The following is a 25352-nucleotide window of genomic DNA, read 5'->3' on the forward strand; positions in this document are numbered from 1 at the left end:
GTGCTCCCAGTGAACCCGTGAGTGCCGTGCGGGGCGAGTCGAGGACGTGGTCACGGCATCACCGGGCGCGGAACGGGTGCTGCCCGGAGGGGCGGCACCCCTCGCGCACGCGCCGCCGGGCGACGCTCCGCGTCAAACGACGGGCTGGGCCACGCGCAACCGCTCGGCGCCGGTGTACACGTTCGCCGAGCGGCCGCGCAGGAAGCCCACCAGGGTCATCCCCGTCTCGGCGGCCAGGTCCACGGCGAGGGAGGACGGCGCGGACACCGCGGCCAGCACCGGGATGCCCGCCATGGCCGCCTTCTGCACGAGTTCGAAGGACGCCCGCCCGCTGACCATGAGCACGGTGCCCCGCAGCGGCAGCCGCCCCTCCTGCAGCGCGTGGCCGACCACCTTGTCGACGGCGTTGTGGCGGCCCACGTCCTCACGCAGGCACAGCATCTCGCCGTCCGCCGTGAACAGCCCGGCCGCGTGCAGCCCGCCCGTGCTGTCGAAGACCCGCTGCGCCGCCCGCAGCCGGTCGGGGAGGGTGAAGAGAACCTCGGAGTCGATCTCCGCGTCGTCGCCCGCCACGCTCCAGTGCTGCGTGGTCCGCACCGCGTCCAGGCTCGCCTTGCCGCACAGACCGCAGGAGGAGGTGGTGTAGAAGTTGCGCTCCAGGGAGAGGTCCGGGAGGCGCACACCAGGCGCCAGGACGACGTCGACGACGTTGTAGGTGTTGCCGTCGTCGGCCGTCGCGCCGGCGCAGTAGCGGATGCCCAGCACCTCGTCCGGACCGTGGATGACGCCCTCGCTGACGAGGAAGCCCACCGCGAGGTCGAAGTCACTGCCCGGGGTGCGCATGGTGATGGTCAGCGCGCGGCCGCCGACGCGGATCTCCATCGGCTCCTCGGCGGCCAGCGTGTCCGAGCGGTGCCCGGGAACCCCGTCCCTGATCCGCAGCACCCGCCGCCGCGCGGTCACCCGGCCCATGCCGCCGCCTCCAGTCGTACGACGACGGCCTTGGAGGTGGGGCAGTTGCTCACGTCCGCGACGCTGTCCAGCGGGACCAGGACGTTGGTCTCCGGGTAGTAGGCGGCGGCCGACCCCCGGGAGGTGGGGTAGGGCACCAGGCGGAAGGACTCGGCCCGGCGCTCGCTGCCGTCGGTCCATATGCTCACCAGGTCCACCATCTGCATCTCGGTGAGCCCCAGGGCCTCGATGTCCTCGGGGTTGACCATGACGATCCGGCGGCCGCCCCGGATGCCGCGGTAGCGGTCGTCCATGGCGTACGGGATGGTGTTCCACTGGTCGTGCGACCGCAGGGACTGCAGGATGAGGTGGCCCTTGGGTGCCCGCGGCATCTCGAAGTCGTTGCGGGTGAAGACGGCCTTGCCGCTCGGCGTCCGGAAGGTCATCGCGTTCACCGGGTTCGGCAGCTGGAAGCCGCCCGGTTCGGCGACGCGCCGGTTGAAGTCCTCGAACCCCGGCACGACCCGGGAGATCCGGTCCCGGACGGTGCCGTAGTCGGCCTCGAACTCCTCCCAGCCGATCGCCGGTGAATCGCCGAGGGTGGACCGGGCCAGCCGGCTGATGATCGCCACCTCGCTCAGCAGGTCGGGGGAGGCGGGCGCCAGCTTGCCGCGGGAGGCGTGCACCATGCTCATGGAGTCCTCGACGGTGACGAACTGCTCGCCACCCACCTGGACGTCCCGGTCGCTGCGGCCCAGGGTGGGCAGGATCAGTGCGGTGTCACCGCACACGGTGTGCGAGCGGTTGAGCTTGGTGGAGATGTGCGCCGTCAGCCGGCAGCGGCGCATCGCCTGCTCCGTGACGTCGCTGTCGGGGGTCGCCCGGATGAAGTTCCCCGCCACCCCGAGGAAGAACTTCGCCTCGCCGTCGCGCATGGCACGGATGGCGTCGACGGAGTCGTGGCCGTGCTTGGCGGGGGGTGTGAAGCCGAACTCCCGTCCCAGGGAGTCGAGGAAGCTCTGCGGCATCTTCTCCCAGATGCCCATGGTGCGGTCGCCCTGGACGTTGCTGTGGCCGCGCACCGGGCACGCCCCGGCGCCGGGCCTGCCCAGGTTGCCGCGCAGCATCAGGAAGTTGACGATCTCGCGGATGGTCGGCACACCGTGCTTCTGCTGCGTGACGCCCATGGCCCAGCAGACGATGACGCTCTTGGCGGCCAGGACGCGCTCGTGGACCTGCTCGATCTCCTCGCGCGTCAGGCCGGTGGCCGTCAGCACGTCGTCCCACGACGTCTTGCGCGCGTGCTCGGCGAACTCCTGGAAGCCCGTGCTGTGCTCGCGGATGAAGTCGTGGTCCAGGACCGTACCGGGAGCGGCGTCCTCGGCCTCCAGGAGCAGCAGATTCAGCGCCTGGAAGAGGGCGAGGTCGCCGCCCGCGCGGATGTGGAGGAACTGGTCGGCGATGACCGTGCCGCGCCCGATGACTCCGCGCGCCTTCTGCGGGTGCTTGAACCGCATCAGCCCGGCCTCGGGGAGGGTGTTGACGGCGACGACGCTTCCGCCGGCCCGCTTGGTCTCCTCCAGTGCGGACAGCATGCGCGGGTGGTTGGTGCCGGGGTTCTGGCCGACGACGAAGATCAGGTCGGCCTCGTGGATGTCGTCCAGGCTGACGGTGCCCTTGCCGACGCCGAGGGTCTCGTTCATCGCGGCGCCGCTGGACTCGTGGCACATGTTGCTGCAGTCCGGCAGGTTGTTGGTGCCGTAGGCGCGGGCGAAGAGCTGGAGGAGGAAGGCGGCCTCGTTGCCCACCCGGCCGGAGGTGTAGAACAGGGCTTCGTCCGGGGAGTCCAGGGCCCGCAGCTCCCCGGCCATCAGGGCGATGGCGTCGTCCCAGGAGATGGGCTCGTAGTGCTCCGCACCCGGCCGCTTGACCATCGGTTCGGTCAGCCTGCCCTGCTGGTTGAGCCAGTAGTCGGACTTGCGGCCCAGTTCGTCGACGGTGTACCGCTCGAAGAACTCGCGCCGTACGCGGTGCGACGTCGCCTCGTCGTTGATGTGCTTGGCGCCGTTCTCGCAGTACTCGTTCATGTGCCGCTTGCCCGGTGCCGCCTCCGGCCAGGCACAGCCGGGGCAGTCGATGCCCTTGGCCTGGTTGATGTTCAGCAGGGTCAGCATGGTCCGGCGGGGCGAGGTCTGGCTCAGCGAGTACTGCAGCGCGTGCGTGACCGCGGGGAGACCGGTCGCCCAGTCCTTGGGCGAGGTGATCTCCAGGTGCTCGTCCGTTGGGTCCTCCAGAGCGCTCATGCCTGCCCTGCCTTCCCGGCTTCCGACACCGCGGAAACCGCCGCGAATACCGATTCGCAGAAAAGCTAGACCCGCTTCACCGGCCCGTCAAAGAGGCCGTTCCTTTTGCTTGATAGGCGGCGCCGATCAAGGAAACCAGGGGCGAACTCCCTGCTCGTCGCGGCACTGGACGCATCCTGGGGAACGCCGCGAAAAAGCGGGCGCAAAAAACGCCTCGCCATCCGGGGATTTCCCCGGGGACGTCCGTTCCGCCGCCCACGGGAATTCAGGACCGGCTCTGCGCCCCTCTAGACGGCGATGGTCTGCTCGGTCCAGATGGTCTTGCCGCGCTCCCGGTAGCGGGTGCCCCAGCGCTCCGCGAACTGGGAGACCAGCAGCAGGCCGCGGCCGCCCTCGTCGGTGGTGCGGGCGTGGCGCAGGAAGGGTGCGGCGCTGCTGGTGTCGGAGACCTCGCAGGTCAGCGCCCGGTCGCGGATGAGCCGGAGCTGGATGGGCGGTGCCGCGTACCGGATGGCGTTGGTGACCAGCTCACTGACGATGAGTTCGGTGGCGAAGCACTCCTCGTTCAGCGCCCACGCCGCGAGCTGACGTGTCGTCAGTGTCCGGGCGGTGGCCACCGCGGCGGGATCGCACGGCAGGTCCCAGGTGGCGACGGAGTCGGGGCCCAGGGGCCGAGGGCGGGCCACGAGCACCGAGGCGTCGTGGTCCGGGTCCGCGGGGACCAGGGCGTCGGTGAGCAGCAGGCTCATGTCCTGGGGGGAGTCGCAGGGCGTGGCCAGCAGCCGTTCGAACTCCGCCCGACCGGTCGCCTCCGGGTGGCTCTGCAGGAGCCCGGGGGTGCGGAGCACCAGCATGCACCCCTCGGGCATTTCCAGGGTGGCCATCTCGAAGGACGGCCCGGGGCGGCCGAGCGGTTCACCCGCGGGGGCGTCCGGGGTCCGCACGGTGTGGTCGGGGTGGACGACCGCCGGCGGCGGATGGCCCGCCGAGGCCATGGTGCTCTGCCGGGCCACGGGGTCGTAGACCATGTAGAGGCAGGTGGCCCCGACCGGGGAGCCCGAGCCCGCGCCCTCGTGCTCCTGGGCGAGGTTGCGCACCAGGTCGTCCAGGCGGGCGAGGACCTCGTCGGGGGCCTGGTCCAAGTTGGCCAGGGTGTGCACGGCCGCCCGGAGCCGGCCCATGGTGGCGGCGGTGCGCATGCCACGGCCGGGGGTGCTGCCGCTGACGAGGGCGACCCGTGCGCCGGGCAGCGGGATGACCTCCGTCCAGTCGCCGCCGGCACCGGAACGCACCAGGTGGTGGGCCCACTCCACGGCGCTGGGCGCGGGCAGCCGCTGGGGCAGCATGCCGCGCTGCAGGGCGAGGACGGCGTTACGTTCGCGCACGTAGCGGTGGGCGTTGTCCAGCGCCATCGCACCGCGGCCGGCGAGGTCGACGGCGAGCGTGAGGTCGTCGTCGTCGAACGGGCCCAGGTCCGGGTCCCACCGGTGGTAGGTGACGAGGCCCAGCACGCAGTCGCGGACCAGCAGCGGCACCACCATCAGGGAGTGCACCCGCTCCTCCAGCATCCTGCCGCCCCGCACGGGGTCGTCGCCGATCCACGCGCTGTCCTGGCTGAGCCGGGGAACGAGGCGCGGCTCGTGGTCGGCGAGCACCTGCAGGGCGGGCGAGCCCACCAGGTGCGTGCTGACCGCACCCGTGGTGTACGCCCCGGTCTGGCCGCAGCGGGCGGAGGTGGCGGCGCGCCGCAGCCCGGCGTCGTCCGCGACCGGGCCCGCCGCCATCTCCTCGCCGCCGAGGAGGGGGGCCAGCAGGTCCACGTTCACGCAGTCGGCGAGTACCGGGACGCCCACCTCGGCCAGTTCGTGCGCCGTGCGGATCGGGTCCAGGGTGGTGCCGATCCTCCGGCCCGCCTCGGCCATCAGGGCCAGGCGCGCCTCGGCGAGATGGCGTTCGGTGACGTCGACGACGGCGTCGGCCACGCCGAGGATGCGGCCGTCCTCCGACTCGAGCCGGAAGGCGGACGCCGAGTAGACGTGCTCCCGGGCGGGGTCGCCGGGCGGACGGCCGCGCTTCTCGAACGAGATCGCGGCCTCTCCGGTCCTGAGCACCCTGTTCATCACGCGCTCGGCGAGCTCCGCGCTGAAGTCGGGCCACGCCTCGGTGGGCCGCCGCCCCAGGGCGAGCTGCGAGCGGTGGTCCTGCATTCCCTCCGCCGCCGGGTTGAACCGCATCAGCCTGAGCTGCGGGTCCAGCACGAACAGGCCGATGGGCGAGCGGGTGAACAGTGCCTCGAGGAGGGCGCGGTCGACGTCCGGGGAGAGGCCCGACACCCCGGTCAGCAGGTCGACGGTCAGGCACGGGCCCGTCCCGTCGTCGCGCACGGCCCGCAGGCTCGGCCGGCAGGCAACCGTCCGCCCGTCACGGTGCCGGAGGAGGACGCATCCGGGCCCGGCGCACGCGCCGGATCCGGCGTCGGCGGTGCCGGGGGCGGGGACGGGGGCGAGCAGGTCCAGCACGGGCCGGCCGAGCACGTCGCCCGCCGGGTGGCCGAGGAGGCACTCCGCCTCAGGGCTCCATGCGACGACCGTGCCATGGGCGTCGATCACCATCCGCGCCGCCGTGCGCCCCGCCGGCTCTTCGCGCTCTTCGCCGCGTTCCCGCGATGCCCAAGTGCCCATGACCGTCCCATCACGTTCCGGTCCTCAGGTTCCCAGTCTTGCGCAGGCGGGCGAGGTCACCACTCGGGGCCGCCTCAGCCCTGCAGGAAGGACGTCACCTCCGCGAGGGACGGGACCGCGGCGGGTGTGACGCGCCGGGTCTCGCCGCGGAAGGAGCGCACTTCCAGCCAACTGCCGGGGTCCGCGCCCGGCAGCGCCGCCAGGAGGGCCTCGAGATCGGCGGTGCCGAACACCTTGAACGTCCGTGTCCGCCGGTAATGGGACGGCTGGACGTCGAAGCGGAGGTCGACGACCGGTTGCGGCCGGCGGGCCCAGTCGGCGTACGGCAGCGAGCCGTGCCCGTGGATCCGCGCGTCGACCAGAACCTCGGGATCCGCGTCACCGATCTCGCAGTCGAAGACCGGGAAGGCCGCGGCGACACGGTCGGCGATGGCGGGGTAGGCGACGCAGCCCCGTCCGAGGGCCGGTGCGCAGAACAGCGCGTGGCTGAACGCCCCGACCGGCTCCGGCAGCGGCACCTTGTGGTGGGAGCGCCCGTCGAAGGCCAGGTCGCGACGGGTACGGACGAAGTCCAGGAAGGCGGACACCGCCGCGGCGTCACTCCGGTCGGACCGCACGGCGAAGCGGACGGCGCTGCGTCCGTCGTCGCGCAGGACCACGTACTCGTGGAAACCCGCCGGCCGCCCGGGCGCGAGCACATGGCGGTACACCTGCTCGAAGCCCTCGACCGGCAGGTACTCCTGGGCCGGGGCGTGCGGCCGGGCGTGCGGGCGGGCGCCCGCCCGCAGCACGTCGAGGACCTTCGCCTCCGGGTCGGGTCCGGTGTCGTCCTCCGGCGGGTCGACCTCCACGAAACCCTTCCGCAGCCACTCGCCGGCCTTGCGCGCGGCGTGGCGCCGGGCGTGCTCCTCGTCGTCGAGCGTCGAGGTGCTCCCCTTGCCGTCCGCACCGACGGAGCCCCAGCGCAGGAAGCAGCGGATCCCCTCCTGACGGATCTCCCGGTACTCGGTCCTCCCGGCCCCCGGGGACTCGAACCGCCGCCACCTTGTCATCCGTGTCCGTCCTCCGGCGTCCGCGGCGTCGCCCGTGCACTGCGCGCCGCCTCCCGGCGGCCATGTTAGGGCGCCTCGACCGGGGCGCCCGCCGTGATCCGGTACAGCACGTTGGGGCGCAGCGGCCCTTCGGGGGCGGTGGGGTCCTCGAAGTCGCCGGCGGGGTCGCGGGTCATGCCGATGCGGCGCATGACGGCCTGGGAGCGGAGGTTCCCGGCCGTCGTCACCGCGAGGATCTCGGCGAGCCCGAGGGTGCCGAAGCCGAAGGCCAGGACGGCCAGGGCGGCCTCGGTGGCGTAGCCCTTGCCCCAGGCCGCACGGGCGAGGCGCCAGCCGATCTCCACTCCCGTGAACGGCAGGCCGTCGTCCACCCGGTCCAGGCCCGCGAAGCCGGCGAACCCGCCGGTCGCCCGGATCTCGACCGCCCACCAGCCGTAGCCGCGCTCGTCGAATTCGGCCAGGAACCGGGCCACGGACGCGTCGCTCTGCTCCCGGGTCAGCGGCTCCCCCAGGTGCTCCCGCACCTCGGGGTCGGCGTTCATCGCCGCCCAGGGCGCGAGGTCGCGGTCCCGCCAGCGGCGGAGGATCAGGCGTTCGGTGCTCAGTTCGGTCACGCCGCCCAGCCAACGGCAGCCGCGGCCCCGGGGCAAGGTCATTTCCTAGCTGAGTTGCTTTTCAGAATCCAGCTGACCTAGATTGGATATACCTACTCAGCACAACGGAATGAGCGCTCCTCATGGACATCAAGAACTCCGTCGCCGTCGTGACCGGCGCCAACCGCGGCCTCGGCCGTCACCTGGCGACCCGGCTGCTCGACCGGGGCGCCGCCAAGGTCTACGCCGGCGTCCGCAACCCCGACGCCCTCGACCTGCCGGGCGTGGAGCCGCTCCGGCTGGACATCACCGACCCCGAGTCGATCGCGCGGGCGGCCCGGACCGCCTCCGACGCCACCCTCGTGATCAACAACGCGGGCGTCAGCACCCACGTGGGGCTCGCCGAGGGGAACATGGCCGACATCCGCCTGGAGATGGAGACCCACTTCTTCGGCTCCCTGGGCGTCACGCGGGCCTTCGCGCCGGTGATCGCCGCGAACGGCGGCGGAGCCGTCCTCAACGTCCTGTCCATCCTGTCCTGGATCCACCTCCCGGGATACGGCGGCTACAGCGTGGCCAAGGCCGCCGAGTTGGCGATGACCAACGTCCTCCGGCAGGAGCTCGCCCCGTCCGGCATCGACGTCACCGCGCTCCACGTGGGCTACATGGACACCGAGATGGCCGACTACGTCGACCCCTCCGACAAGGTGGACCCCGCGTGGGTGGCGGGCCTGGCCCTGGACGGCATCGAGCAGCGGGCCCTGGAGGTCGTCGTCGACGACCGGAGCCGCGGCGTCAGGGCCGCCCTGTCCGGCGGACTCGAACTGCTCTACCCGGGCCTGCCCGCACCGGCGGCCCGCTGACCGCCGCACGCCGCGGGAGCAGCTGAATTGGAGATGTCAATCCAGAGGTACATTGGGGGCATGTCCAGCGCCAAGGCCACCGGCAAGGAGGAGACCGTCTGCTCGATCGCCCGGACCCTCGAGGTCGTCGGCGACAAGTGGACGCTGCTCGTCCTGCGTGAGGCGGCGATCCGGGGGGTGACGCGCTTCGCGGACTTCCGCCGGGAGCTCGGCATCGCGCCCGATCTGCTGACCGGGCGCCTGGGCTCGCTGGTGGACGAGGGGATCATGGAGAAGCGGCCGTACCGGGAACCGGGCAGCCGCACCCGGTACAGCTACCACCTGACGCCGGCGGGCGAGGAGCTGCGGCTGATCCTCGCGGCGCTCCAGCAGTGGGGCGACACGCACCGGACCCCCGCGCGGGGGCCGAGCCATCTGCGGCGCTCGGCGGACGAGGGCCGCCCGGTCAGCGTCGCCTTCGTCGACGACGCCGGCACCGTGCTCCCGCCGGAGGGCGTGGCGTTCACCCCCTCGGAGGGCGTCGCCCGCTGACCGCGCCACCGTGGCTCACGACCACCCGGGCGCGATCCGGGCGAGCGCGTCCGCGCGGATCCGGCTCATGGGCCTGCTGCTCACCCGGTAACGCCCGTTGGGCACCTCGGCGGACCGGACGATGCGCACGGTGACCGGGCCGGCCCACTCGTAGCCGCGCCGGTCGGCGTGACGCAGCAGCGAATCCGTCAAGGCCTCCCCCACGCGGGCCCGATGCGGGATCAGTTCCCGGTGCGGGGCGTCGGCCAGTTCCACCGTGTACACGTTCGGCACCACCACGCGGCTCGAACTGCACACCACCGCCCGTTCGTCGCACTCGCGGCGCAGGGCGTCCACCAGTTCCACCGGCTCACGGTGGATCAGCTTCGCCACCAGCACCTGTTCCCAGCGCTCGATCACCCGTTCCCATCGTTTCAGTGTTCCCATGACGATGCGCCTGCCCGGGGCCCGGGCCCTGATGCGGCCGCGGCCACCCCATCAGCCGTACCGGATCGATTCCGGCCACCGAACCCGGCACCCCCGTGAGCCCGGGGGCCACCGGCCGATCAGGGCCCCGTCGCCCGCATGCCACTGGCTCTGGAGTGGCGAGGTGTCACATCCGTCCATAGCGTCTGTTTTCGGCTGATCACATGTCACGGAAAGCAGGTGCACACACATGAAGCTCTGTCGGTCCCGCAGGGCCGTCATCGCGGCGGCCGCCACGGCGACCATCGTGGGGGGCGCGGTCGCGTGCGGCGGCGAGTCGCAGCCCACGGCCTCGCAGTCCGCGGACGCGCAGAAGAAGATCTCCGTCCGCGCGGGGGAATCCATCCAGTCGGCGGTGGACCGCGCCAAGCCCGGTCAGGTCATCGACATCGCGGCCGGTACCTACCACGAGAGCGTCCAGATCAGCACGCCGCGGCTGACGCTGCGCGGAGCGGGTACGGGCACCGTCATCTCCCCGAGCACGAAGGGCAAGGAGAACGCCTGCGCCAAGGCGGGCGAGGGAATCTGCGTCACCGGTACGGCGCAGAAGAAGGCGTCCGACGTGACACTGGAGTCGCTGACGGTCGCCGGGTTCAAGAAGGCCGGCATCCACGCGACGCAGGCCGACGGCCTGCAGGTCGTCCGTGTCACGGCACGGGACAACAAGGTGCAGGGCATCCTCGCGGAGAAGTCCGTCCGCACCGTCTTCCGTGACAACACCGCCCGCAACAACGGCGATTCCGGCATCTTCCTCGCCAACTCCATGGACACCGAGGGCGGTGCGCTCGACACCCAGGGCGCCGTCATCGACGGCAACAAACTGGCGGAGAACCGGATCGGCATCGGACTGCGCCGCGTCCGGGGCGTCACGGTCGAGAGCAACCAGGTCACCGGCAACTGCGGCGGTGTCTTCGTCGTCGGCGACGAGGGCGTCCCGCGCGGCGGTGCGCTGACCGTCACCCGCAACACGGTGACCGGCAACAACAAGTACTGTGCGCCCAGCGCCCGCCTCCCGTTCATCCAGGGCACGGGCATCCTGCTCACGGGCGTCGAGAAGACCGTCGTGACCGACAACGACGTGCGCGACAACAGCGGCAAGTCCCCGATGTCCGGCGGCATCGTGCTGTTCGGCAGCGTCGTGGGGACGTCCAACTCCGAGAACACCATCCGCGACAACGTCGCCCGCGGCAACAAGCCCGCCGACCTCGCCAACCGCGACCTCAAGGGCAAGGGGAACACCTTCGTCAACAACACCTCGGAGACCACCGAACCCAAGCAGCTGGTCAACAGCTCGCCCAGCACCGCGCCGAGCACCGCGCCGAGCACCGCGCCCAGCAGCTGACGTTCAAAGACCCGGCAGACGACGGAAGACCGCCCGGGCCCACATCGGCGGGTCCGGCGGCGGTCCCGGGAGCGTGGGGAGCACGGGCGCCCGGGGCGCCACCCGCGTCACCTGGTGGTCGGGGGAAACGCTCCGCGCGGAACCCTCCTCCGGCGCGGTCACGGCCGCGGCCGCCCGCAGGGCACCCACGAACTCCAGGCAGGAGTCGTAACGGTCCTCGGGGACCTTCGCGAGCGCCTTGGCCATGACGTCGTCCATGGCCGGCGGGATGTCCGGCCGCCGCTCGCTGAGGGGTGGCGGCTGATCGTACTGGTGCGCCCACAGCAGGGCCATGTCCTCCTCGCGCTCGAAGGGCAGGCCACCGGTCAGGCTCTCGTAGACGACGCAGGCCAGGCTGTAGAGATCGCAGCGGCCGTCCACCGGGCGCCCGGAGATCTGCTCGGGCGCCACGTAGTCCAGGGTGCCGACGAACTCGCCGACCGTGGTGAATCCGGTCAGCGACAGCGATTTCTTCGTCAGCCCGAAATCCGTGAGGTAGACGTGCTCGGGGTGCTCGCTGTCGGTGCCCTTGGCGACGAGCACGTTCCCCGGTTTGACGTCGCGGTGCACCAGGTCGTGGTCGTGCGCCGCGTCCAGTGCGGAGGCCACCTGGGTGGCGATGCGCAGGGCGGTGGGAATGGGGAGCGGACCGTCCCGGTCGAAGAGCGCCCGCAGGTCGAGGCCCGAGACGTAACGCATCGCGATGTAGAGGACACCGTCGGTCTCCCCGGCCTCGAATATCGGCACGATGTGGGGGTGGTCGATCGCGGCCGCCACCCGTGACTCGTGCGTGAAACGGCGGCGGAAGGTGTCGTTGCGGGCCAGCTCGGGGGCGAGCAGCTTCAGAGCCACCGTACGGTCGAGCCGCAGGTCCCGGGCGCAGTAGACCACGGCCATTCCGCCGCGGCCGATCTCCCGCTCCACGCGGTAGCCGGCGATCTGGGCCCCGATGAGCCCGGAGGACCGCCCGGCGTACACGCTCACGTCATGCGGAATCGAATTCATCGCGCACCACCGCCACGCGGCCCGACATCGGAGACCTTTCCGCGCTCCCTTTCTGAATTGTATCGACCGGGCCCCGGCAATTCGCGGTCGCGCGTTTCCCCCGAGGCCTGAGGTACAGTTCCTGGGTCCTGTCGTCTCCGATAGAGGTGGACGTTGCTCATCTGAGGTCCGCGATCATCGCGCGCACGGCCCCACCGCCGTCCGCCGGTCACGCAGCAGCCGGCCTTCCCGCCGCCCGTGACCCCGCGCGCATGCGACCTCGGTGCTCGAGCCGTCCCCGTTCCCCGGAGGACCGCACCCCCCGTCCCCGCACGGTCGCCGCGTGGTGCTCGCACACGAAGCCCGCCACCCCTGCGCTTGCGACTGCGAGGATCATCATGTCCATCCCCACCCCGACCGGCCCGTCCCTGGGCTGCTCCGGCCTCTCCTTCCGGTGGCCGGACGGCACACCCGTGGTCGACGGGCTCTCCCTCACCATCGGCAGGGGCCGCACCGGGCTCGTCGGAGCCAACGGCACCGGAAAGTCCACCCTGTTGAAGCTGCTGGCCGGCCGGCTGCCCCCCACCCGGGGGTCGGTGACCGTCGGCGGCAGCCTCGCCTACCTGCCCCAGGACGTCACCCTCGACACCGCGCTCCGCGTCGACCAGGCCCTCGGCATCGCCGAACGGCGCGCCGCCCTGCGGGCCATCGAGGCGGGGGACGTCGGCGAGGAGCACTTCGAAACCGTCGGCGACGACTGGGACGTGGAGGAACGCGCCCTGGCGACCCTGGGCTCCCTCGGGCTCGGCGGCCTCGGACTGGACCGTACCGTCGGCCGGATGTCCGGCGGCGAGACCGTGCTGCTGCGCCTGGCCGCACTGCTGCTGCGCCGCCCCGACGTCCTCCTGCTCGACGAACCCACCAACAACCTCGACCTCTTCGCGCGCCGCCGGCTCCACGAGACCGTCGGATCCTGGCGTTCCGGCGTCCTCGTCGTGGTCAGTCACGACCGCGAACTGCTGGAACGCGTGGACCGCGTCGCCGAACTGCGCGCGGGCTCCGTCACCTGGTACGGCGGGGCGTGGTCCGACTACGAGGGGACCGTGGCCGCCCAGCAGGAGACGGCCGGGCGCGCGCTCCGCGCCGCCGAGGCCGACGTGCGCCGCCAGCGCCGCGAACTGGAGGAGGCACGGATCGCGTCGGACCGCCGACGGCGGCACAGCCGGAAGATGGACGCCCAGCGCCGCGCCCCGCGGATCGTCGCAGGCGAACGCAAGCGTTCCGCGCAGGAGTCCGCCGACCGGCTCCGCGGCGTGCAGGAGGAACGGCTCGCCCAGGCGCGCGAACGCCGCGAGGCCGCCGCGGACGCGCTCCGCGACGACGCGGAGATCCGGGTCGACCTGCCGCACACCGCGGTCCCGGCGGGCCGCACCGTGCTCACCCTGCGGGGACTGCGGCCACGCTTCGGCAGGTTGCGCCAGGGCGACCTCCACGTCCACGGGCCGGAACGCGTCGCGCTGGTCGGCCGCAACGGGGCCGGCAAGACGACACTGCTGCGCACCCTCACCGGTGAACTCGCCCCGCTGTCGGGCGAGGCGAGGACGCACGTGCCGCTGCGGTTCCTGCCGCAGCGCCTCGACGTCCTGGACGAGGAGCTGAGCGTGGCGGCGAACGTCGCCCGCGTGGCTCCCGGGGTGTCCGAGAACGAGATCCGCGCCCGGCTCGCGCGGTTCCTGTTCCGGGGTGCCCGCGCCGAACAGCCCGCGGGCACCCTCTCCGGCGGGGAGCGCTTCCGCGCCGCCCTGGCGGCGTCGATGCTCGCCACGCCGGCCCCGCAGCTGCTGATGCTGGACGAGCCCACCAACAACCTCGACATGGACAGCGTCCGTCAGCTGACGACCGCCCTCGCGTCCTTCCGGGGCGCACTCGTCATCGCCGGCCACGACCTGCCGTTCCTGGAGTCGGTCGGGATCACGCGCTGGCTGCTCGTGGGCGAGGAACTCCACGAGACCACCGCCGAGGAGGTGCGCCACCTGTTGGAGGACGCCGGGGACGACTGACCGTGGGACCGCCCCGCTCGTGCGGGGCGGTCCGGTCCCACGCGCCGACGCCGTCAGCGCTCCGCGTCCGCCGCCCTCGGCGCCGGCACGGCGAGCGGACGGCGGCGCAGCAGGGTGGGGTTGACGGCGGACGGCGGCCTGCGCAGCCGGGTCGCCTGCTCGTAGTCGTGCGCGTAGCCGAGGAGCAGCGGCTCGGTCCACGCCCGTCCCAGGAAGGTGATGTTGAACGGGCGGCGGTTGGCCGCGAGGTAGCCCGCGGGCACGGTGACCGAGGGATAGCCCGCCTTGGCGCCGATGGACGAGCTGCCGCTGTTCACGAACAGCAGGGCGGTGACGGCGTGTTCGGCCATCAGGGCGTCGATGCGGTCCTTGCTCTCCTCCAGGTCCCGGGCCCGGGCCGCCTTGTACTCGACGGTGTCGGCGCTGTCCGGCCCGAGGTCCCTGGCCTGTGCGGCGAGCGCGAGCGTCTGCCCGAACTTCAGGGCGTCGTCCGCGTGGGCCTCGTTGTGGGCGATCACGTCGGCGAGGGTGCGCACCGGTGCGCCCTCGGGCAGCCGCGCCAGGTAGGCGTTCAGGTCGCGCTTGAACTCGTGGCTCAGCACCGGGGAGGCGACGTCGTACCGGCGGCGCGCCTCGATGCCGAGGTCGACGAGTTCGGCGCCGCGTCGCGCCAGTGCGTCCAGGGCCGCGTCCCACAGGGCCCGTTCGTCCGTGCCGTCCTCGGGCGTCTGTTCCGCGACGACACCGATGCGCGCGCCGCGCAGGGCCTGCGGGGACAGGTCGGCGGTGAAGTCGTGGCCTTCGAGCGGGTTGCCGGCGGTGGCCGGGTCCTCGGGATCGGTGCCGGTGAGGACGGTCAGCAGGGCGGCGGCGTCCGCGACGGTCCGTGTCATCGGGCCCGCGGTGTCCTGACTGGAGGCGATGGGCACGATGCCGGTGCGGCTGACGAGGCCCAGGGTGGGCTTCACCCCGACCCCGGACGTCGCCGACGCCGGGCTGAGGATGGACCCGTCCGTCTCGGTGCCGATGGTGACGGCGGCCAGTCCGGCCGCGGCGGCGACCCCCGAACCGGCGCTCGAGCCGCTCGGCGTCTCGCTCAGGTCGTACGGGTTGAGCACCTGACCGGCCAGCGAGCTGTAACCGCTGGGCATGCCGACGGTGAGGTAGTTGGCGAACTCCGTGAGGTTCGCCTTGCCGAGGATCACCGCACCCGCCTCGCGCAGCCGGGTCACCAGCGGGGCGTCCTGCGCGGGGTGGGAGTCGGCGAGCACCACCGAGCAGGCGGTGGTCGGCATGCCGAGGACGTCGACGTTGTCCTTCACGAGCACCGGTATGCCCAGCAGCGGCCCGCCGGCGTCGCCGCCCGCCCTGCGCGCGTCGGCCGCGGCGGCCTCCTCCAGGGCGGCGGGATTGACGCAGCGCACCGCGTTCAGGGCCGGTCCGCCGACGTCCAGCTCCTCGATGCGCCGCAGGTAGGCGTGGGTGAGGGAGACGCTCGTGATGCGCCCCGAGGCCATCAGGGCGGTCAGCTCGGCGACCGTCGCGACCTCCAGGTCGGCGGGGAACGGTTCGTGCGGCGCCGCGTCGGCGGCGTCGGTCCGGCTGCCTGTCGTTGCCGGTTCGGGGCCGGTGTTGACGTCGATGTCGCCCTCCAGGGTGAGCGGTGCGCTGACGCGCCCGGTGTCCGTACGCCCCCGCGGCCGTCTCGTGGGGCGACACCATGATGCTCACAGGAAGCGGCGGATGGGCGCGGTCGCCACCTCCTGGGCCCGCTCCAGTGAGGAACGGGTGCGCCACCGCGTGCCGTCGACGGGGTCGCTGCGCAGCAGGTCCTCGTCGAAGTGGGCGTCGAGGACGGACGTGAAGTTCTCGTCGAGCACCGCCAGCATCACCTCCTCGTCGTGGTCGAGGGAGCGGCGGTTGAAGTTGGTCGAGCCGATCAGGGTGGCGACCCCGTCCATGGTGATCACCTTGGCGTGCATCATGGTCGGCAGGTAGTGCCAGATCCGCACGCCGCAGTCGAGGAGCCGCTGGTAGTAGCGCTGCCCGGCCAGCTGGCAGACGCGCTTGTCGGTGTACGGGCCGGGCAGCAGGATCTCGACCTCCACCCCGCGCGCCGCCGCGTGGCAGAGCAGGCCGACGAAGTACGGGTCGGGCGCGAAGTACGCGGTCGCGAGCCGGATGCGCTGCTCCGCGGAGGCGATCACCACCCGGAGCAGGGTGCGCATGTCCTGCCAGCCGACGCTCGCCGAGCCCCGGACGACCTGGACGATCGCGCCTCCGCTCTGCTCGTGCTCGCCGAAGCGGTCACGGTCGTCGAACAGCCCGTTGCGCCGGCACTCCGCCCAGTTCTGCGCGAACGCCGCGGCCAGGCCGTCCACGGCCGGCCCGGTGACCCGGACGTGGGTGTCCCGCCATTCGCCGGGGTGCCGGGCGTCGCCGCACCACTCCTCGGCGATGCCGACGCCGCCGGTGAAGGCCACCTCGGCGTCGACCACCAGGACCTTGCGGTGGCAGCGGTGGTTCTGTTTGAACGGCGACAGCCGCACGGGCTTGCGGAACCAGGCGACGTCCACGCCGGCCCGGTCCATGCCGTCCAGCAGTTCCTGCTCGATCAGCCGCCCGCCGAAGCCGTCCAGCAGCAGCCGTACCCGCACCCCCTCCGCCGCCTTGGCGGCCAGCGCGTGCGCGAAGTCACGCGCGATCTGGCCGCGCCAGTAGACGAAGGTGGTCATGTCGACGGTGTGCTTCGCCGCGCGGATCGCGTCCAGCATCGCGGGGAAGATCTCGTCCCCGTTCCGCAGGGCCTGCAGGCAGTTGCCCTCGGTCGCGGCGATGCCGATGAGCCGTTCCAGGCGGCGGCGCAGTTCCTGCTTGCGGTCGGCGACGGAGCGCTCCGGCCGGTCTCCGTCGGTGCGGTCGGTCTCCTCCAGCGAAGCGCCCATGCCGTCGTGCCCCCCGGTTCCGGTACCGCCGCGGCCCGTCCGGCCGCGGCGTCGCGTGGCGTACTCCAGCCGTATGCCCGGCCGGAGGCGGCTTATCCGGAGTGACTACGCGTTCCCGTGGGACTCGGGGGACTCCCTCCTGCTCCTGCGCACCTTGGCGCGGCCGGCGAGCGGCACCGTCGCCGCGAGGAGTCCGGCCGCGAGCGCGGCCGCGCCCCAGGCGGGGGCCGGCCGCCAGCTCAGGCCGAGGACGTGGTCGAGCGACCACTCCCCCGGCCCGGTGAAGCCCAGGCACCCGGCGACCGCGCCGTAGAGGAACGGCACCTCGCAGCCGCCCTTCAGCGCCCAGAAGCCGCCCGGCGCCGTCGAGACGGCGGCCACCGTCATCGTCCCGACGACGACCGCGCACCCGCCGGGCGTCAGCAGTCCGGCCGCGACCGACGCCGCGCCCGTCAGCTCGGCCGCCCCGGCGACCAGGGCCATCCGCGGCCCGGGGACGATGCCGTAGCGCTCGAAGACGGCGCCGGTACCCGTCAGACCCGCTCCGCCGAACCAGCCGCGCAGCTTCTGCGTGGCATGGCCGAAGAGCAGGGCGGCGAGCAGCAGTCGGAGCAGCAGCAGCCCCATGCTCATCTCTCGGTTCTCCTTCGTGTCGCTCGTGTCACCCGTGCCGGCCGTGCCGTCGCTGTCACCGGCCGTGCGTCGAGGCGCTGCGGTAGTCGGTGTACGTGTAGGGGTTGTCGAGCACCTTCGTCTCGGGGACGTCGGGGTTCATCCCCTTGCGCCACTCCTCCTCGCCCATGGCGGACCGCAGGTGGTCGACGGTCTCCTCGACCTCGCGCCGTACGGCGGCCAGGTCGACGCCGACCAGGCGGTGCTCGTGCTTGACGACCCGTCCGTCGACGAGCACGGTGTGGACGTCGCCGCGCTGCGCCTGGAAGGCCACCTGGCCGTACGGGTTGAGCAGCGGGAAGGAGACCGGCGAGTGGTCGTTCTTCAGCAGGACGATGTCGGCCTTCTTGCCGGCCTCCAGGCTGCCCAGGTCCCGCTCGCGGCCGAGGGCCCGGGCCCCGCCGAGGGTGGCCCACTCCACCACCTGGTCGGCGCGCAGGGCGCAGTGGGTGACGGTGTCGCCCTTGGCGTGCGCCTCCAGGTGCGCGCGGGCGCGGTCGGCGCCGAGGGTGGTGCGCATGGCGGAGAACAGGTCGCCGCTCCACCACACGCTGGTGTCCATCGACAGGGAGACGGGGATGTCGTGCGAGCGGATGGCCCAGGTCGTCGGGTAGCCCTGGCCGGCGCTCTGTTCGCTCTCCGTCGACACCGAGACCGAGCCGCCGGTGGCCGCGATGCGGTGGTAGGAGTCGGCGCTGAGCGTCGAGGCGTGGACGTACACGGTCTGCGGGGTCATGAAGCCGTTCTCGTACATGAGGCGGATGCCGTCGTCGTTGGTGGCGCCCCACACCCCGGCGTGGGTGGTGACGGCGACCCCCAGTTCGCGGGCCACCTCGAAGGCGGGCTTCTCGGGGAAGGCGGGGTCGCCCGTGACGTCGAAGGCGAGCTGGAACCCGAGCATGTCGTCGCCGTCGATGCGGCGGGCGACGAAGTCGCGGAACTCCGGCGCGGCGGTCCATTCCGCAGGGGCCTGCTGGATGTTGCCGTAGGCCAGGACGAAGCGGCCGGGCACGGACCGCAGGGCGTCCACGGCAGCGTCGGCGTGGTCCACGGTCTGCAGGCCGTGCGACCAGTCGACGACGGTGGTGACACCGGCGTCGAGGGCTTCCACGGCGGCGAGCCGGTTGCCGGCGTGGACGTCCTCGGGACGGAACTTCCTGCCGTGTTCCAGGTAGTACCAGACGAAGTACTGGGTGAGGGTCCAGTCGGCGCCGTAGCCGCGCATCGCGGTCTGCCACATGTGGCGGTGCGTGTCGATCATGCCCGGCATCACGATGCCGCCCGTGGCGTCGATCTCCGCCGTCCCGTCGGGGACCGCCAGTCGCGGACCGACCGCCGCGATCCGGTCGTCGACGACGAGCACGTCGGTGTCCACGAGGACCTCGCGCTCACGGTTGACGGGCAACACGGTCCCACCCCGCAGGACAATGGGCCGCCCCGGGGTAAATGCCTCGACCTTATCCATCGTTGAACTCCCTTGGCCGCTTGACGGACACAGGTACGCTATTCGGCCAATGGGTCGAGCGCTAGCCTCGCGACGCAGTTCGGAGTGCACACGCCCGCGGACGGACCCCGACCCTGTAGCAAAACGAGACACCGCAGTGCCGGCAGGCCTCTGACCGGCCACTGCGGTGACGATCACCCTTGACGCCCCCGGCTTTCCGCAACAGAATCACATAGACGGACGGCTGTCCGTCCTGCGGTCAGATGAAAGGTGACACTGGATGTCAGAGAGCACCGCGCCTGCGCGACCGGGCCCGGCGGGCCCGCTGTCCGGGCTGCTGGTGGCCGACTTCTCCCGCATCCTCGCCGGGCCCTACGCCACGATGCTGCTGGCGGACCTCGGTGCGGACGTCGTCAAGGTCGAGGGCCCGCGCGGGGACGACACCCGCAGCTGGACGCCCCCGGTGCGCGGCGAGGTGTCCACCTACTACCTCGGCATCAACCGCGGGAAGCGTTCCATCGCACTCGACCTGCACGACGAGGCCGACCTGGAGGCGGCGCGCGAACTCGCGCACCGGGCGGACGTCGTCATCGAGAACTTCCGGCCCGGCGGCCTGGTCAAGTACGGGCTGGACTACGCGTCGGTGCGGACCGGGAACCCGGCCGTCGTCTACGCCTCCATCAGCGGTTTCGGTTCCGGCGCCGGGCGCAAGGTGCCCGGCTACGACCTGATGGTGCAGGCCGTCTCCGGGCTGATGAGCCTCACCGGGGAGCCCGACGGCCCGCCGTACCGGGCCGGGATCTCGGTCTTCGACGTCATGGCGGGCAACCACGCGGCCATCGGCATCCTCGCCGCGCTGCGGCACCGCGACGCCACCGGCGAGGGCCAGCACGTCGAGGTCAACCTGCTGTCGTCGGCGCTGACCGGACTGGTCAACCACAGCTCGGCCTACGTGGCAGGGGGTGCGGTCCCGTACAGGATGGGCAACGCGCACCCGAGCGTGTTCCCCTACGAGCCCTTCCCCACGGCCGACAACGACCTGATCGTGACCGCCGCCAACGACGGCCAGTTCCGCAAGCTGTGCGAGGTCCTCGGCATCCCCGGGGTCCCCGACGACCCGCGCTTCGCGCGCAACGCCGACCGCACCGCGAACCGGGAGGAGCTGCGGCCGCTGCTCGTGGAGCAACTGGCCAAGCGCGGCGCGAACGAATGGTTCGAGCTGCTGGTCGAGGCCGGTGTGCCGAGCGGGCCGATCAACACCATCGACGGCGGCTTCGCCATGGCCGAGCGGTTCGGCCTGGACCCGGTCGTCACCGTCGGCGAGGGTGATCGCGCGGTGCCCACGACCCGCCACCCTGTCACCTTCTCGGCCACTCCCGCCGTGTACCGGCTGCCGCCGCCCGAACTCGACGAGCACGGCGCCGAACTGCGCGCATGGCTGGCCCAGGACGCGGAGGACACCCGTGACTGACCCGTCCGCGTCCGGCGGCTACCCCACCGCGCTGGGCGCCTCGGACCGCAAGAGCATCACCCTGCTCGGCCAGGACCTCGCCGAGGACATCATGGGCACGGTCGGCTTCGGCGAACTCGCCTTCTGGCTGGCGACGCAGCGCCGGCCGAGCCGCGGCGAGACCCGGGTCTTCGAAGCCGTGCTCGCGGCCCTGGCCGACCACGGCTTCACACCCACGGCCATCGTCACCCGGCTGACGTACCTGTCCGCGCCGGACTCCGTCCAGGGCGCGCTCGCCGCGGGGCTGCTCGGCGGCGGCTCGCGCTTCCTCGGCGTCACCGAGGACACCGGGACGTTCCTGCACGAGGCCCTCGCCGCACACGGCGAACCGCCCCACGACGACTCCGGCTGGGACGAACTGGCGCTGCGCCTGGTGCGCGAGCAGCGGGCGGCCGGCCGCTTCGTCCCGGGCCTCGGCCACCACGTGCACAAGGACGGTGACCCGCGCACGCCCCGGCTGATGGCCATCGCCGCCGAGGAGGGCCTGTTCGGCCCGCACCTGTCGCTGTTCGCGGCCATCGGCCGCGTGCACCCCGAGGTCCTGCGCAGGACCCTGCCGCTCAACGGCGCCGGCGTGTGCGGAGCCGCACTCGCCGACCTCGGGCTGCCGCTGCCGCTGCTGCGCGGCTTCGCCCTGCTCGCGCGCACCGCCGGGCTCATCGGCCAGCTCGCCGAGGAGATGCGCGATCCGGTCGCGAACGACATCTTCCTCTCCGTCGACCTGAACAACCGGCCCGTCCCGCCGCGGCCGGACACCGAATCCGCAGGGAACACCAAGGAGTGACCGTGTTTGTCAACGAGGACAACCTCACCGAACTGGCGGCCCGGCGCTGGGCGACCGCGCACGCCCCGCGCCAGGCCGAGCTCCTGTCCGCACTGGTCCGCCACCTCCACGCGTTCGCGCGCGAGGTGGAACTCACCGAGGACGAATGGATGGCCGCGATCCAGTGGCTGACCGAGGCGGGCCGGATCAGCGACGCCAAGCGTCAGGAACTGATCCTCGCCTCCGACGTGTTCGGGCTGAGCACGCTCGTGGTGCAGCTGAACAACAGGTTCGCGCCGCGGGCCACCCCCGCCACCGTCCTCGGACCCTTCCACATCGACGGGTCCCCCGCCGCCCCGTACGGCTTCGACATGTCCGACGGCATTCCCGGAACGCTGTTGTTCATCACCGGCAAGGTCACCGACCTGGACGGCAAGCCCGTGCCCGGGGCCGTCCTCGACGTGTGGCAGGCGGACGCCGACGGCGCCTACGAGGCGCAGCTCCCCGAGATCGACGAGGCGCGGCTGCGCGCGAAGTACCGGGCCCGCGAGGACGGCACCTACTGCGTCCGCACCATCGCGCCACGCGGCTACGCCATCCCGATGGACGGCCCGGTCGGCGACCTGATCAGCACCACCGACATCAGCCACTTCCGCCCCGCGCACGTCCACTTCCTCGTCGACGAACCGGGGTACGAGAAGCTGATCACCCATCTGTTCCAGGAGGGCAGCGACTACCTGGACAGCGACGTCGTCTTCGGCACGAAGGAAGCGCTGGTGGTCCGGTTCACCGGACAACCGGCGGGACCGGCCCCCGACGGAACGGCTGTCGACGTGCCGTACCTGCTCGCCGAGTACGACTTCGTCCTGCAGCCCCGCTGACGCGGCGTCGGCCGCAGGTGCGGTGCGTCACCGCCGCCATGGCGCGGTGCCCTGTTCCGGCAGGGCCTCAGCCGGCGGGGCGCACCTCGCCGTGCGGCCGGCTCTGCCACAGCGCCCAGTCCGCCGAGACGTCCCCGGCCGCGCGCAGCAGCAGGGGCAGGTACGTGCCGGTGAGCACGTCCACACTGGTCTCGGCGGCGTGCACGGTGACGTTCATCGCCGCCCGGACCACCCCGTCGCCGTCCCGTACGGGCACGGCGACCGACCGTACGCCGGGGGCGAGTTCCTCGTCGGCCAGCGCCCAGCCGCGGGCCCGGACGGTGCGCAGCTCCGCGGCGAACTCCTCGGGCGTCCGTCGCGGGGACTCCGGCAGCCCGGAGCGGCTGGGCTCGGCCAGGACGGCCTCCAGCTCCTGCGCCCCCAGGGCGGCCAGCAGCACCTTGCCCTGGGAGGTCTGCGGGGCGGGGAACCGGGTGCCGATGTCCACCCGCAGCGCGATGATCTTCGGTACGGAGACGCGGGCCATGTAGACGATGTCGGAGCCGTCCAGCTGCGCCATCGAGGACGACTCCCCGGTCCGCGTGACCAGCGCCTCCATGTGGGGGCGGGCCACGTCCCACAGGCCGAGCGAGCCCACGTAGGACATGCCCAGGCGCAGCACGCGCGGCGTGAGGGTGAACGCGCCCTGGTCGGCGCGGACGTAGCCGAGCTCCTCCAGCGTCAGCAGCAGTCGGCGCGCCGTCGGCCGCGCCAGCCCCGTCGCGGCGGCGATCTCGCTCAGCGTCAGCCGGCGGTGCCGGGCGTCGAAGCAGCCGAGCACGTCCAGCCCGCGGGCCAGCGCCTCCACGAAGTCCGGACCGCTTCCGCGCCCTGCCATCCGATGCCTCCCACGTCCACGACGGCGATGCCCGGCCCACCGGTGACCGCAGGGCGGACCGCCCGCAGACGGCGTCGCGCCTGCGTCCGTTCCCCTTCGCGGGCACCGAACCGCACGGGCATCCTCTCGGCGGCCATTATACGGACGATCGTCCGCCGCCGACGCGGCCTTGGCGGCACCCGGCCACGGCCGCCACGACAGGAAAGGCCCGCATTCCGCCGGCAATGACACCCGGGCGATGATTTCCGGTGCCACGCATCAGGCAAAGCGAGGTCGTGCCGCATTCGGCAATCCCCGCCGCGGCGGCCCGGTGATCGGCTTCTTCCTGCGGCTCCACCCGCCGTGCAGCGCGACTTTACCCATGGCCGAATTTCCGTTGACCCGTTCTTGCATTGCGGATTGCATGCCGATGACATAGCGCGTCATTTCCCCTGTGACGTGCAACTCCTTTTCCTTCACGACGCCTCCACGGACCTAGCATCGGGAAAACCAGGACGGACATTCCGGTACATCAGTGAAGAGGTGACACCATGCCGATCCCCGTGTCCCAGGCCCTTGACGAGCAGGGGCGGACGGCCGCCGAGAAGGCCGCCGGCCTCCGCAGTCCGGGCCGCTACCTGGTCAGCTCCCTGCTGGCCGGAGCGTTCGTCGGGGTCGCGGCGGTGCTGCTGCTCACGGTCACCGGACCGCTGGCGGCCGCGGGGTCGCCGTCCACGAAACTCGTCCAGGGCCTGCTGTTCGCCGTGGCGCTCACCCTGGTGGTCTTCGCCGGCGCCGAACTCACCACCGGCAACATGATGACGACGGTCCAGGGCGTCGTCGTCCGCAGCATCAGCGGCGCCAACGCGGTGGCCCTGGTCGTGGGTTCGTTCGTGGGCAACCTCATCGGGTCCGCCCTGTTCGCGCTGCTGGTGCACGGCAGCGGGGTCATCACCGCGGGCGCCGCTCCCGGGCACACCGCGCCGGCCCTCGCCCTGCTCACCACCCTGCTCAAGACGAAGGCGGCGGAGTCCGGCGGGGCGCTGTTCTTCCGCGGTGTGCTCTGCAACTTCCTGGTCTGCCTGGGCGTCTGGATGGCCGCGCGGACCCGGTCGGACGGCGCCAAGATCGCGCTGATCTTCTGGGCCCTGCTGGCGTTCGTCGGCTCCGGCTTCGAGCACGTCGTGGCCAACATGACGTACTACTCGCTCGGGTTGCTGGAGCACGTGCCGGACGCGACGGCCGCCGGCTTCGCGCGCAACCTGCTGCTGGTGGGCCTCGGCAACCTCGTCGGCGGCGGACTGCTGGTCGGCGCGGCGTACGCGTTCGTGGGCCGCGGCAGGCCGGGGAGGCCCGCCGGCGGGCCCGCCCCCGTCGAGGCTCCGGAGTCGGTCCCGGTCTGAGTGACGCGGACCGGTCCGGCGGCGGACCCGGGTGGCCGCCGCCGGACCGCGCCGGTCAGTGCGTGTTCCCCCGCGATTTCAGGGGCACCCGCGGCAGTTCCGGCGCGGGCAGCGCGTCGCCGTCGTAGCCCTTCACCTCACCGAACCGGGTACCCGTCATCCAGTCGGAGCGGGCCTGTTCGATGTCCTCCTGCGTGCGGCCGATGAAGTTCCACCACATGATGATCCGCTCGCCGAGGGGAGGCCCCCCGAGCAGCACCGCCCGGGCGGGGACGTCGGCGTGGTTGGTCAGGGTCAGGGTGTCGCCGCCGGGGGCCAGGTAGCCGAGTTCGGCCGGGCTCAGCCGGGTGCCGGCCATCTCCACGTCGCCGGCGTCGACGAGCAGGCCGTGCTCGTAGGCCGGGTCGATCGCCAGGGTGACGGTCGCACCGGGATCGAGGGCGAGTTCGGCGCCGAGCAGCGGGGTGAAGGTCGGCACCGGCGAGGTGTCGCCGGCCAGGGACCCCAGGAACACCCGTACCACGCCCCCGCCGAGCGCCACGGGCTCCGGGACGTAGTGCTGGAAGGCGGGGGCGGTGTCACGGTGCCGCTCGGGGAGCACGACCCACAGCTGGACGCCGTGCAGGACCGTGGTGCGCTCGGTGGAGACCTCCGAGTGGCTGATGCCGTGCCCGCCGGTCATGAGGTTGAGTTCGCCGGGCCGTACGTAGGCGTGCGTCCCGAGGCTGTCGCGGTGCTCGATCTCGCCGCTGAAGAGCCAGCTCACGGTCTGCAGCCCGGTGTGCGGGTGGGGCGCGACGTCCATGCCTCCGGTGTCGGAGACGTCGTCCGGCCCGTAGTGGTCGGCGAAGCACCAGGCGCCGATGAGCGAGCGGTTCCGCTGCGGCAGGGTGCGCCGCACCGTCATCGCGCGGGGTCCGCCGAGCGGGACGTCACGGGCGGACAGGATCTCCACGGTGCCCTCGGGCTGGGTCTCGCTCATGTCGCGCTTCTCACACAACGACTGCTTCGAAT

22 protein-coding genes are annotated in these 25352 nt (G+C 72.4%); 8 read left to right on the forward strand and 14 right to left on the reverse strand.

What is annotated here, in order from left to right:
• Positions 1 to 132: 132 nt before the first annotated feature.
• From fdhD to OG937_05320, 5 genes are all read right to left on the reverse strand, one after another.
• Positions 133 to 972, reverse strand: a complete 840-nt coding sequence (gene fdhD / locus OG937_05300; GenBank protein WUD71141.1) for a formate dehydrogenase accessory sulfurtransferase FdhD — start codon at positions 970 to 972, stop codon at positions 133 to 135.
• Positions 960 to 3254, reverse strand: coding sequence for an FdhF/YdeP family oxidoreductase (locus OG937_05305; protein WUD71142.1), 2295 nt, complete (start codon positions 3252 to 3254; stop codon positions 960 to 962). Before OG937_05305 ends, fdhD begins: the two co-directional genes overlap by 13 nt.
• A gap of 287 nt (positions 3255 to 3541) precedes the next feature.
• Positions 3542 to 5935, reverse strand: coding sequence for a PAS domain-containing SpoIIE family protein phosphatase/ATP-binding protein (locus OG937_05310; GenBank protein WUD71143.1), 2394 nt, complete (start codon positions 5933 to 5935; stop codon positions 3542 to 3544).
• Positions 5936 to 6009: 74 nt separating this feature from the next.
• Complete coding sequence (locus OG937_05315; GenBank protein ID WUD71144.1) at positions 6010 to 6987, reverse strand: WGR domain-containing protein; 978 nt, start codon at positions 6985 to 6987, stop codon at positions 6010 to 6012.
• Between the two features lie 65 nt (positions 6988 to 7052).
• The gene (locus OG937_05320; protein ID WUD71145.1) at positions 7053 to 7601 is read right to left on the reverse strand and encodes a GNAT family N-acetyltransferase; all 549 of its coding nucleotides are present in this window, start codon (positions 7599 to 7601) and stop codon (positions 7053 to 7055) included.
• Positions 7602 to 7723: 122 nt separating this feature from the next.
• On the opposite strand from OG937_05320, the gene OG937_05325 reads away from it, so the two are divergent.
• Positions 7724 to 8443 carry an SDR family oxidoreductase gene (locus OG937_05325; protein ID WUD71146.1) on the forward strand — a complete coding sequence of 240 codons (720 nt, stop codon included), beginning with the start codon at positions 7724 to 7726 and terminating at the stop codon, positions 8441 to 8443.
• Positions 8444 to 8503: 60 nt separating this feature from the next.
• Positions 8504 to 8974, forward strand: a complete 471-nt coding sequence (locus OG937_05330; GenBank protein ID WUD71147.1) for a helix-turn-helix transcriptional regulator — start codon at positions 8504 to 8506, stop codon at positions 8972 to 8974.
• 15 nt (positions 8975 to 8989) lie between these two features.
• Here OG937_05330 and OG937_05335 read toward each other — a convergent pair whose 3' ends face one another.
• On the reverse strand, positions 8990 to 9400 hold the full coding sequence (locus OG937_05335) for a DUF3662 domain-containing protein (protein WUD71148.1): 411 nt from the start codon (positions 9398 to 9400) through the stop codon (positions 8990 to 8992).
• A gap of 229 nt (positions 9401 to 9629) precedes the next feature.
• On the opposite strand from OG937_05335, the gene OG937_05340 reads away from it, so the two are divergent.
• Positions 9630 to 10781, forward strand: a complete 1152-nt coding sequence (locus OG937_05340) for a right-handed parallel beta-helix repeat-containing protein (GenBank protein WUD71149.1) — start codon at positions 9630 to 9632, stop codon at positions 10779 to 10781.
• Positions 10782 to 10784: 3 nt separating this feature from the next.
• Here OG937_05340 and OG937_05345 read toward each other — a convergent pair whose 3' ends face one another.
• On the reverse strand, positions 10785 to 11825 hold the full coding sequence (locus tag OG937_05345; GenBank protein WUD71150.1) for a serine/threonine protein kinase: 1041 nt from the start codon (positions 11823 to 11825) through the stop codon (positions 10785 to 10787).
• A 377-nt stretch (positions 11826 to 12202) separates the two neighbouring features.
• On the opposite strand from OG937_05345, the gene OG937_05350 reads away from it, so the two are divergent.
• On the forward strand, positions 12203 to 13864 hold the full coding sequence (locus OG937_05350) for an ATP-binding cassette domain-containing protein (protein WUD71151.1): 1662 nt from the start codon (positions 12203 to 12205) through the stop codon (positions 13862 to 13864).
• Between the two features lie 53 nt (positions 13865 to 13917).
• Here OG937_05350 and OG937_05355 read toward each other — a convergent pair whose 3' ends face one another.
• From OG937_05355 to OG937_05370, 4 genes are all read right to left on the reverse strand, one after another.
• A complete protein-coding gene (locus OG937_05355) occupies positions 13918 to 15381 on the reverse strand; it encodes an amidase family protein (protein ID WUD71152.1) in 1464 nt (487 codons plus the stop codon).
• A gap of 210 nt (positions 15382 to 15591) precedes the next feature.
• The gene (locus OG937_05360; GenBank protein ID WUD71153.1) at positions 15592 to 16809 is read right to left on the reverse strand and encodes a phospholipase D-like domain-containing protein; all 1218 of its coding nucleotides are present in this window, start codon (positions 16807 to 16809) and stop codon (positions 15592 to 15594) included.
• Positions 16810 to 16914: 105 nt separating this feature from the next.
• Positions 16915 to 17442, reverse strand: coding sequence for a DoxX family protein (locus OG937_05365; GenBank protein WUD71154.1), 528 nt, complete (start codon positions 17440 to 17442; stop codon positions 16915 to 16917).
• Between the two features lie 55 nt (positions 17443 to 17497).
• Positions 17498 to 18889 (reverse strand): amidohydrolase family protein, encoded by a 1392-nt coding sequence (locus OG937_05370; GenBank protein ID WUD71155.1) that lies wholly within the window; start codon positions 18887 to 18889, stop codon positions 17498 to 17500.
• 316 nt (positions 18890 to 19205) lie between these two features.
• On the opposite strand from OG937_05370, the gene OG937_05375 reads away from it, so the two are divergent.
• The 3 genes from OG937_05375 to OG937_05385 are packed head-to-tail and all read left to right on the forward strand — an operon-like array spanning position 19206 to position 22079.
• A complete protein-coding gene (locus OG937_05375; GenBank protein WUD71156.1) occupies positions 19206 to 20396 on the forward strand; it encodes a CoA transferase in 1191 nt (396 codons plus the stop codon).
• Positions 20389 to 21219: a citryl-CoA lyase gene (locus tag OG937_05380; GenBank protein WUD71157.1), complete on the forward strand. Its 831-nt coding sequence runs from the start codon at positions 20389 to 20391 to the stop codon at positions 21217 to 21219. The genes OG937_05375 and OG937_05380 overlap by 8 nt, the downstream gene beginning before the upstream one ends.
• A gap of 2 nt (positions 21220 to 21221) precedes the next feature.
• Positions 21222 to 22079 (forward strand): catechol 1,2-dioxygenase, encoded by an 858-nt coding sequence (locus OG937_05385; GenBank protein WUD71158.1) that lies wholly within the window; start codon positions 21222 to 21224, stop codon positions 22077 to 22079.
• A gap of 67 nt (positions 22080 to 22146) precedes the next feature.
• Here OG937_05385 and OG937_05390 read toward each other — a convergent pair whose 3' ends face one another.
• Both OG937_05390 and OG937_05395 read right to left on the reverse strand, forming a co-directional pair.
• Positions 22147 to 22956 (reverse strand): helix-turn-helix domain-containing protein, encoded by an 810-nt coding sequence (locus OG937_05390; GenBank protein WUD71159.1) that lies wholly within the window; start codon positions 22954 to 22956, stop codon positions 22147 to 22149.
• A 258-nt stretch (positions 22957 to 23214) separates the two neighbouring features.
• A complete protein-coding gene (locus OG937_05395; GenBank protein ID WUD71160.1) occupies positions 23215 to 23415 on the reverse strand; it encodes a hypothetical protein in 201 nt (66 codons plus the stop codon).
• 71 nt (positions 23416 to 23486) lie between these two features.
• On the opposite strand from OG937_05395, the gene OG937_05400 reads away from it, so the two are divergent.
• Positions 23487 to 24338, forward strand: a complete 852-nt coding sequence (locus OG937_05400) for a formate/nitrite transporter family protein (protein WUD71161.1) — start codon at positions 23487 to 23489, stop codon at positions 24336 to 24338.
• 55 nt (positions 24339 to 24393) lie between these two features.
• On the opposite strand, the gene OG937_05405 is transcribed toward OG937_05400, so the two are convergent.
• On the reverse strand, positions 24394 to 25320 hold the full coding sequence (locus tag OG937_05405) for a pirin family protein (protein ID WUD71162.1): 927 nt from the start codon (positions 25318 to 25320) through the stop codon (positions 24394 to 24396).
• Positions 25321 to 25352: the final 32 nt, after the last annotated feature.

The organism is Streptomyces sp. NBC_00510 (genome assembly GCA_036013505.1).
Classification (GTDB): domain Bacteria; phylum Actinomycetota; class Actinomycetes; order Streptomycetales; family Streptomycetaceae; genus Actinacidiphila.

Bases quoted from the DNA above. Each gene is read 5' to 3' on its own strand.
- fdhD (WUD71141.1), bottom strand. From the start codon at position 972: ATGGGCCGGGTGACCGCGCGGCGGCGGGTGCTGCGGATCAGGGACGGG.
- OG937_05305 (WUD71142.1), bottom strand. From the start codon at position 3,254: ATGAGCGCTCTGGAGGACCCAACGGACGAGCACCTGGAGATCACCTCG.
- OG937_05310 (WUD71143.1), bottom strand. From the start codon at position 5,935: ATGGGCACTTGGGCATCGCGGGAACGCGGCGAAGAGCGCGAAGAGCCG.
- OG937_05315 (WUD71144.1), bottom strand. From the start codon at position 6,987: ATGACAAGGTGGCGGCGGTTCGAGTCCCCGGGGGCCGGGAGGACCGAG.
- OG937_05325 (WUD71146.1), top strand. From the start codon at position 7,724: ATGGACATCAAGAACTCCGTCGCCGTCGTGACCGGCGCCAACCGCGGC.
- OG937_05330 (WUD71147.1), top strand. From the start codon at position 8,504: ATGTCCAGCGCCAAGGCCACCGGCAAGGAGGAGACCGTCTGCTCGATC.
- OG937_05335 (WUD71148.1), bottom strand. From the start codon at position 9,400: ATGGGAACACTGAAACGATGGGAACGGGTGATCGAGCGCTGGGAACAG.
- OG937_05340 (WUD71149.1), top strand. From the start codon at position 9,630: ATGAAGCTCTGTCGGTCCCGCAGGGCCGTCATCGCGGCGGCCGCCACG.
- OG937_05345 (WUD71150.1), bottom strand. From the start codon at position 11,825: ATGAATTCGATTCCGCATGACGTGAGCGTGTACGCCGGGCGGTCCTCC.
- OG937_05350 (WUD71151.1), top strand. From the start codon at position 12,203: ATGTCCATCCCCACCCCGACCGGCCCGTCCCTGGGCTGCTCCGGCCTC.
- OG937_05355 (WUD71152.1), bottom strand. From the start codon at position 15,381: ATGGCCTCGGGGCGCATCACGAGCGTCTCCCTCACCCACGCCTACCTG.
- OG937_05360 (WUD71153.1), bottom strand. From the start codon at position 16,809: ATGGGCGCTTCGCTGGAGGAGACCGACCGCACCGACGGAGACCGGCCG.
- OG937_05365 (WUD71154.1), bottom strand. From the start codon at position 17,442: ATGAGCATGGGGCTGCTGCTGCTCCGACTGCTGCTCGCCGCCCTGCTC.
- OG937_05375 (WUD71156.1), top strand. From the start codon at position 19,206: ATGTCAGAGAGCACCGCGCCTGCGCGACCGGGCCCGGCGGGCCCGCTG.
- OG937_05390 (WUD71159.1), bottom strand. From the start codon at position 22,956: ATGGCAGGGCGCGGAAGCGGTCCGGACTTCGTGGAGGCGCTGGCCCGC.
- OG937_05400 (WUD71161.1), top strand. From the start codon at position 23,487: ATGCCGATCCCCGTGTCCCAGGCCCTTGACGAGCAGGGGCGGACGGCC.
- OG937_05405 (WUD71162.1), bottom strand. From the start codon at position 25,320: ATGAGCGAGACCCAGCCCGAGGGCACCGTGGAGATCCTGTCCGCCCGT.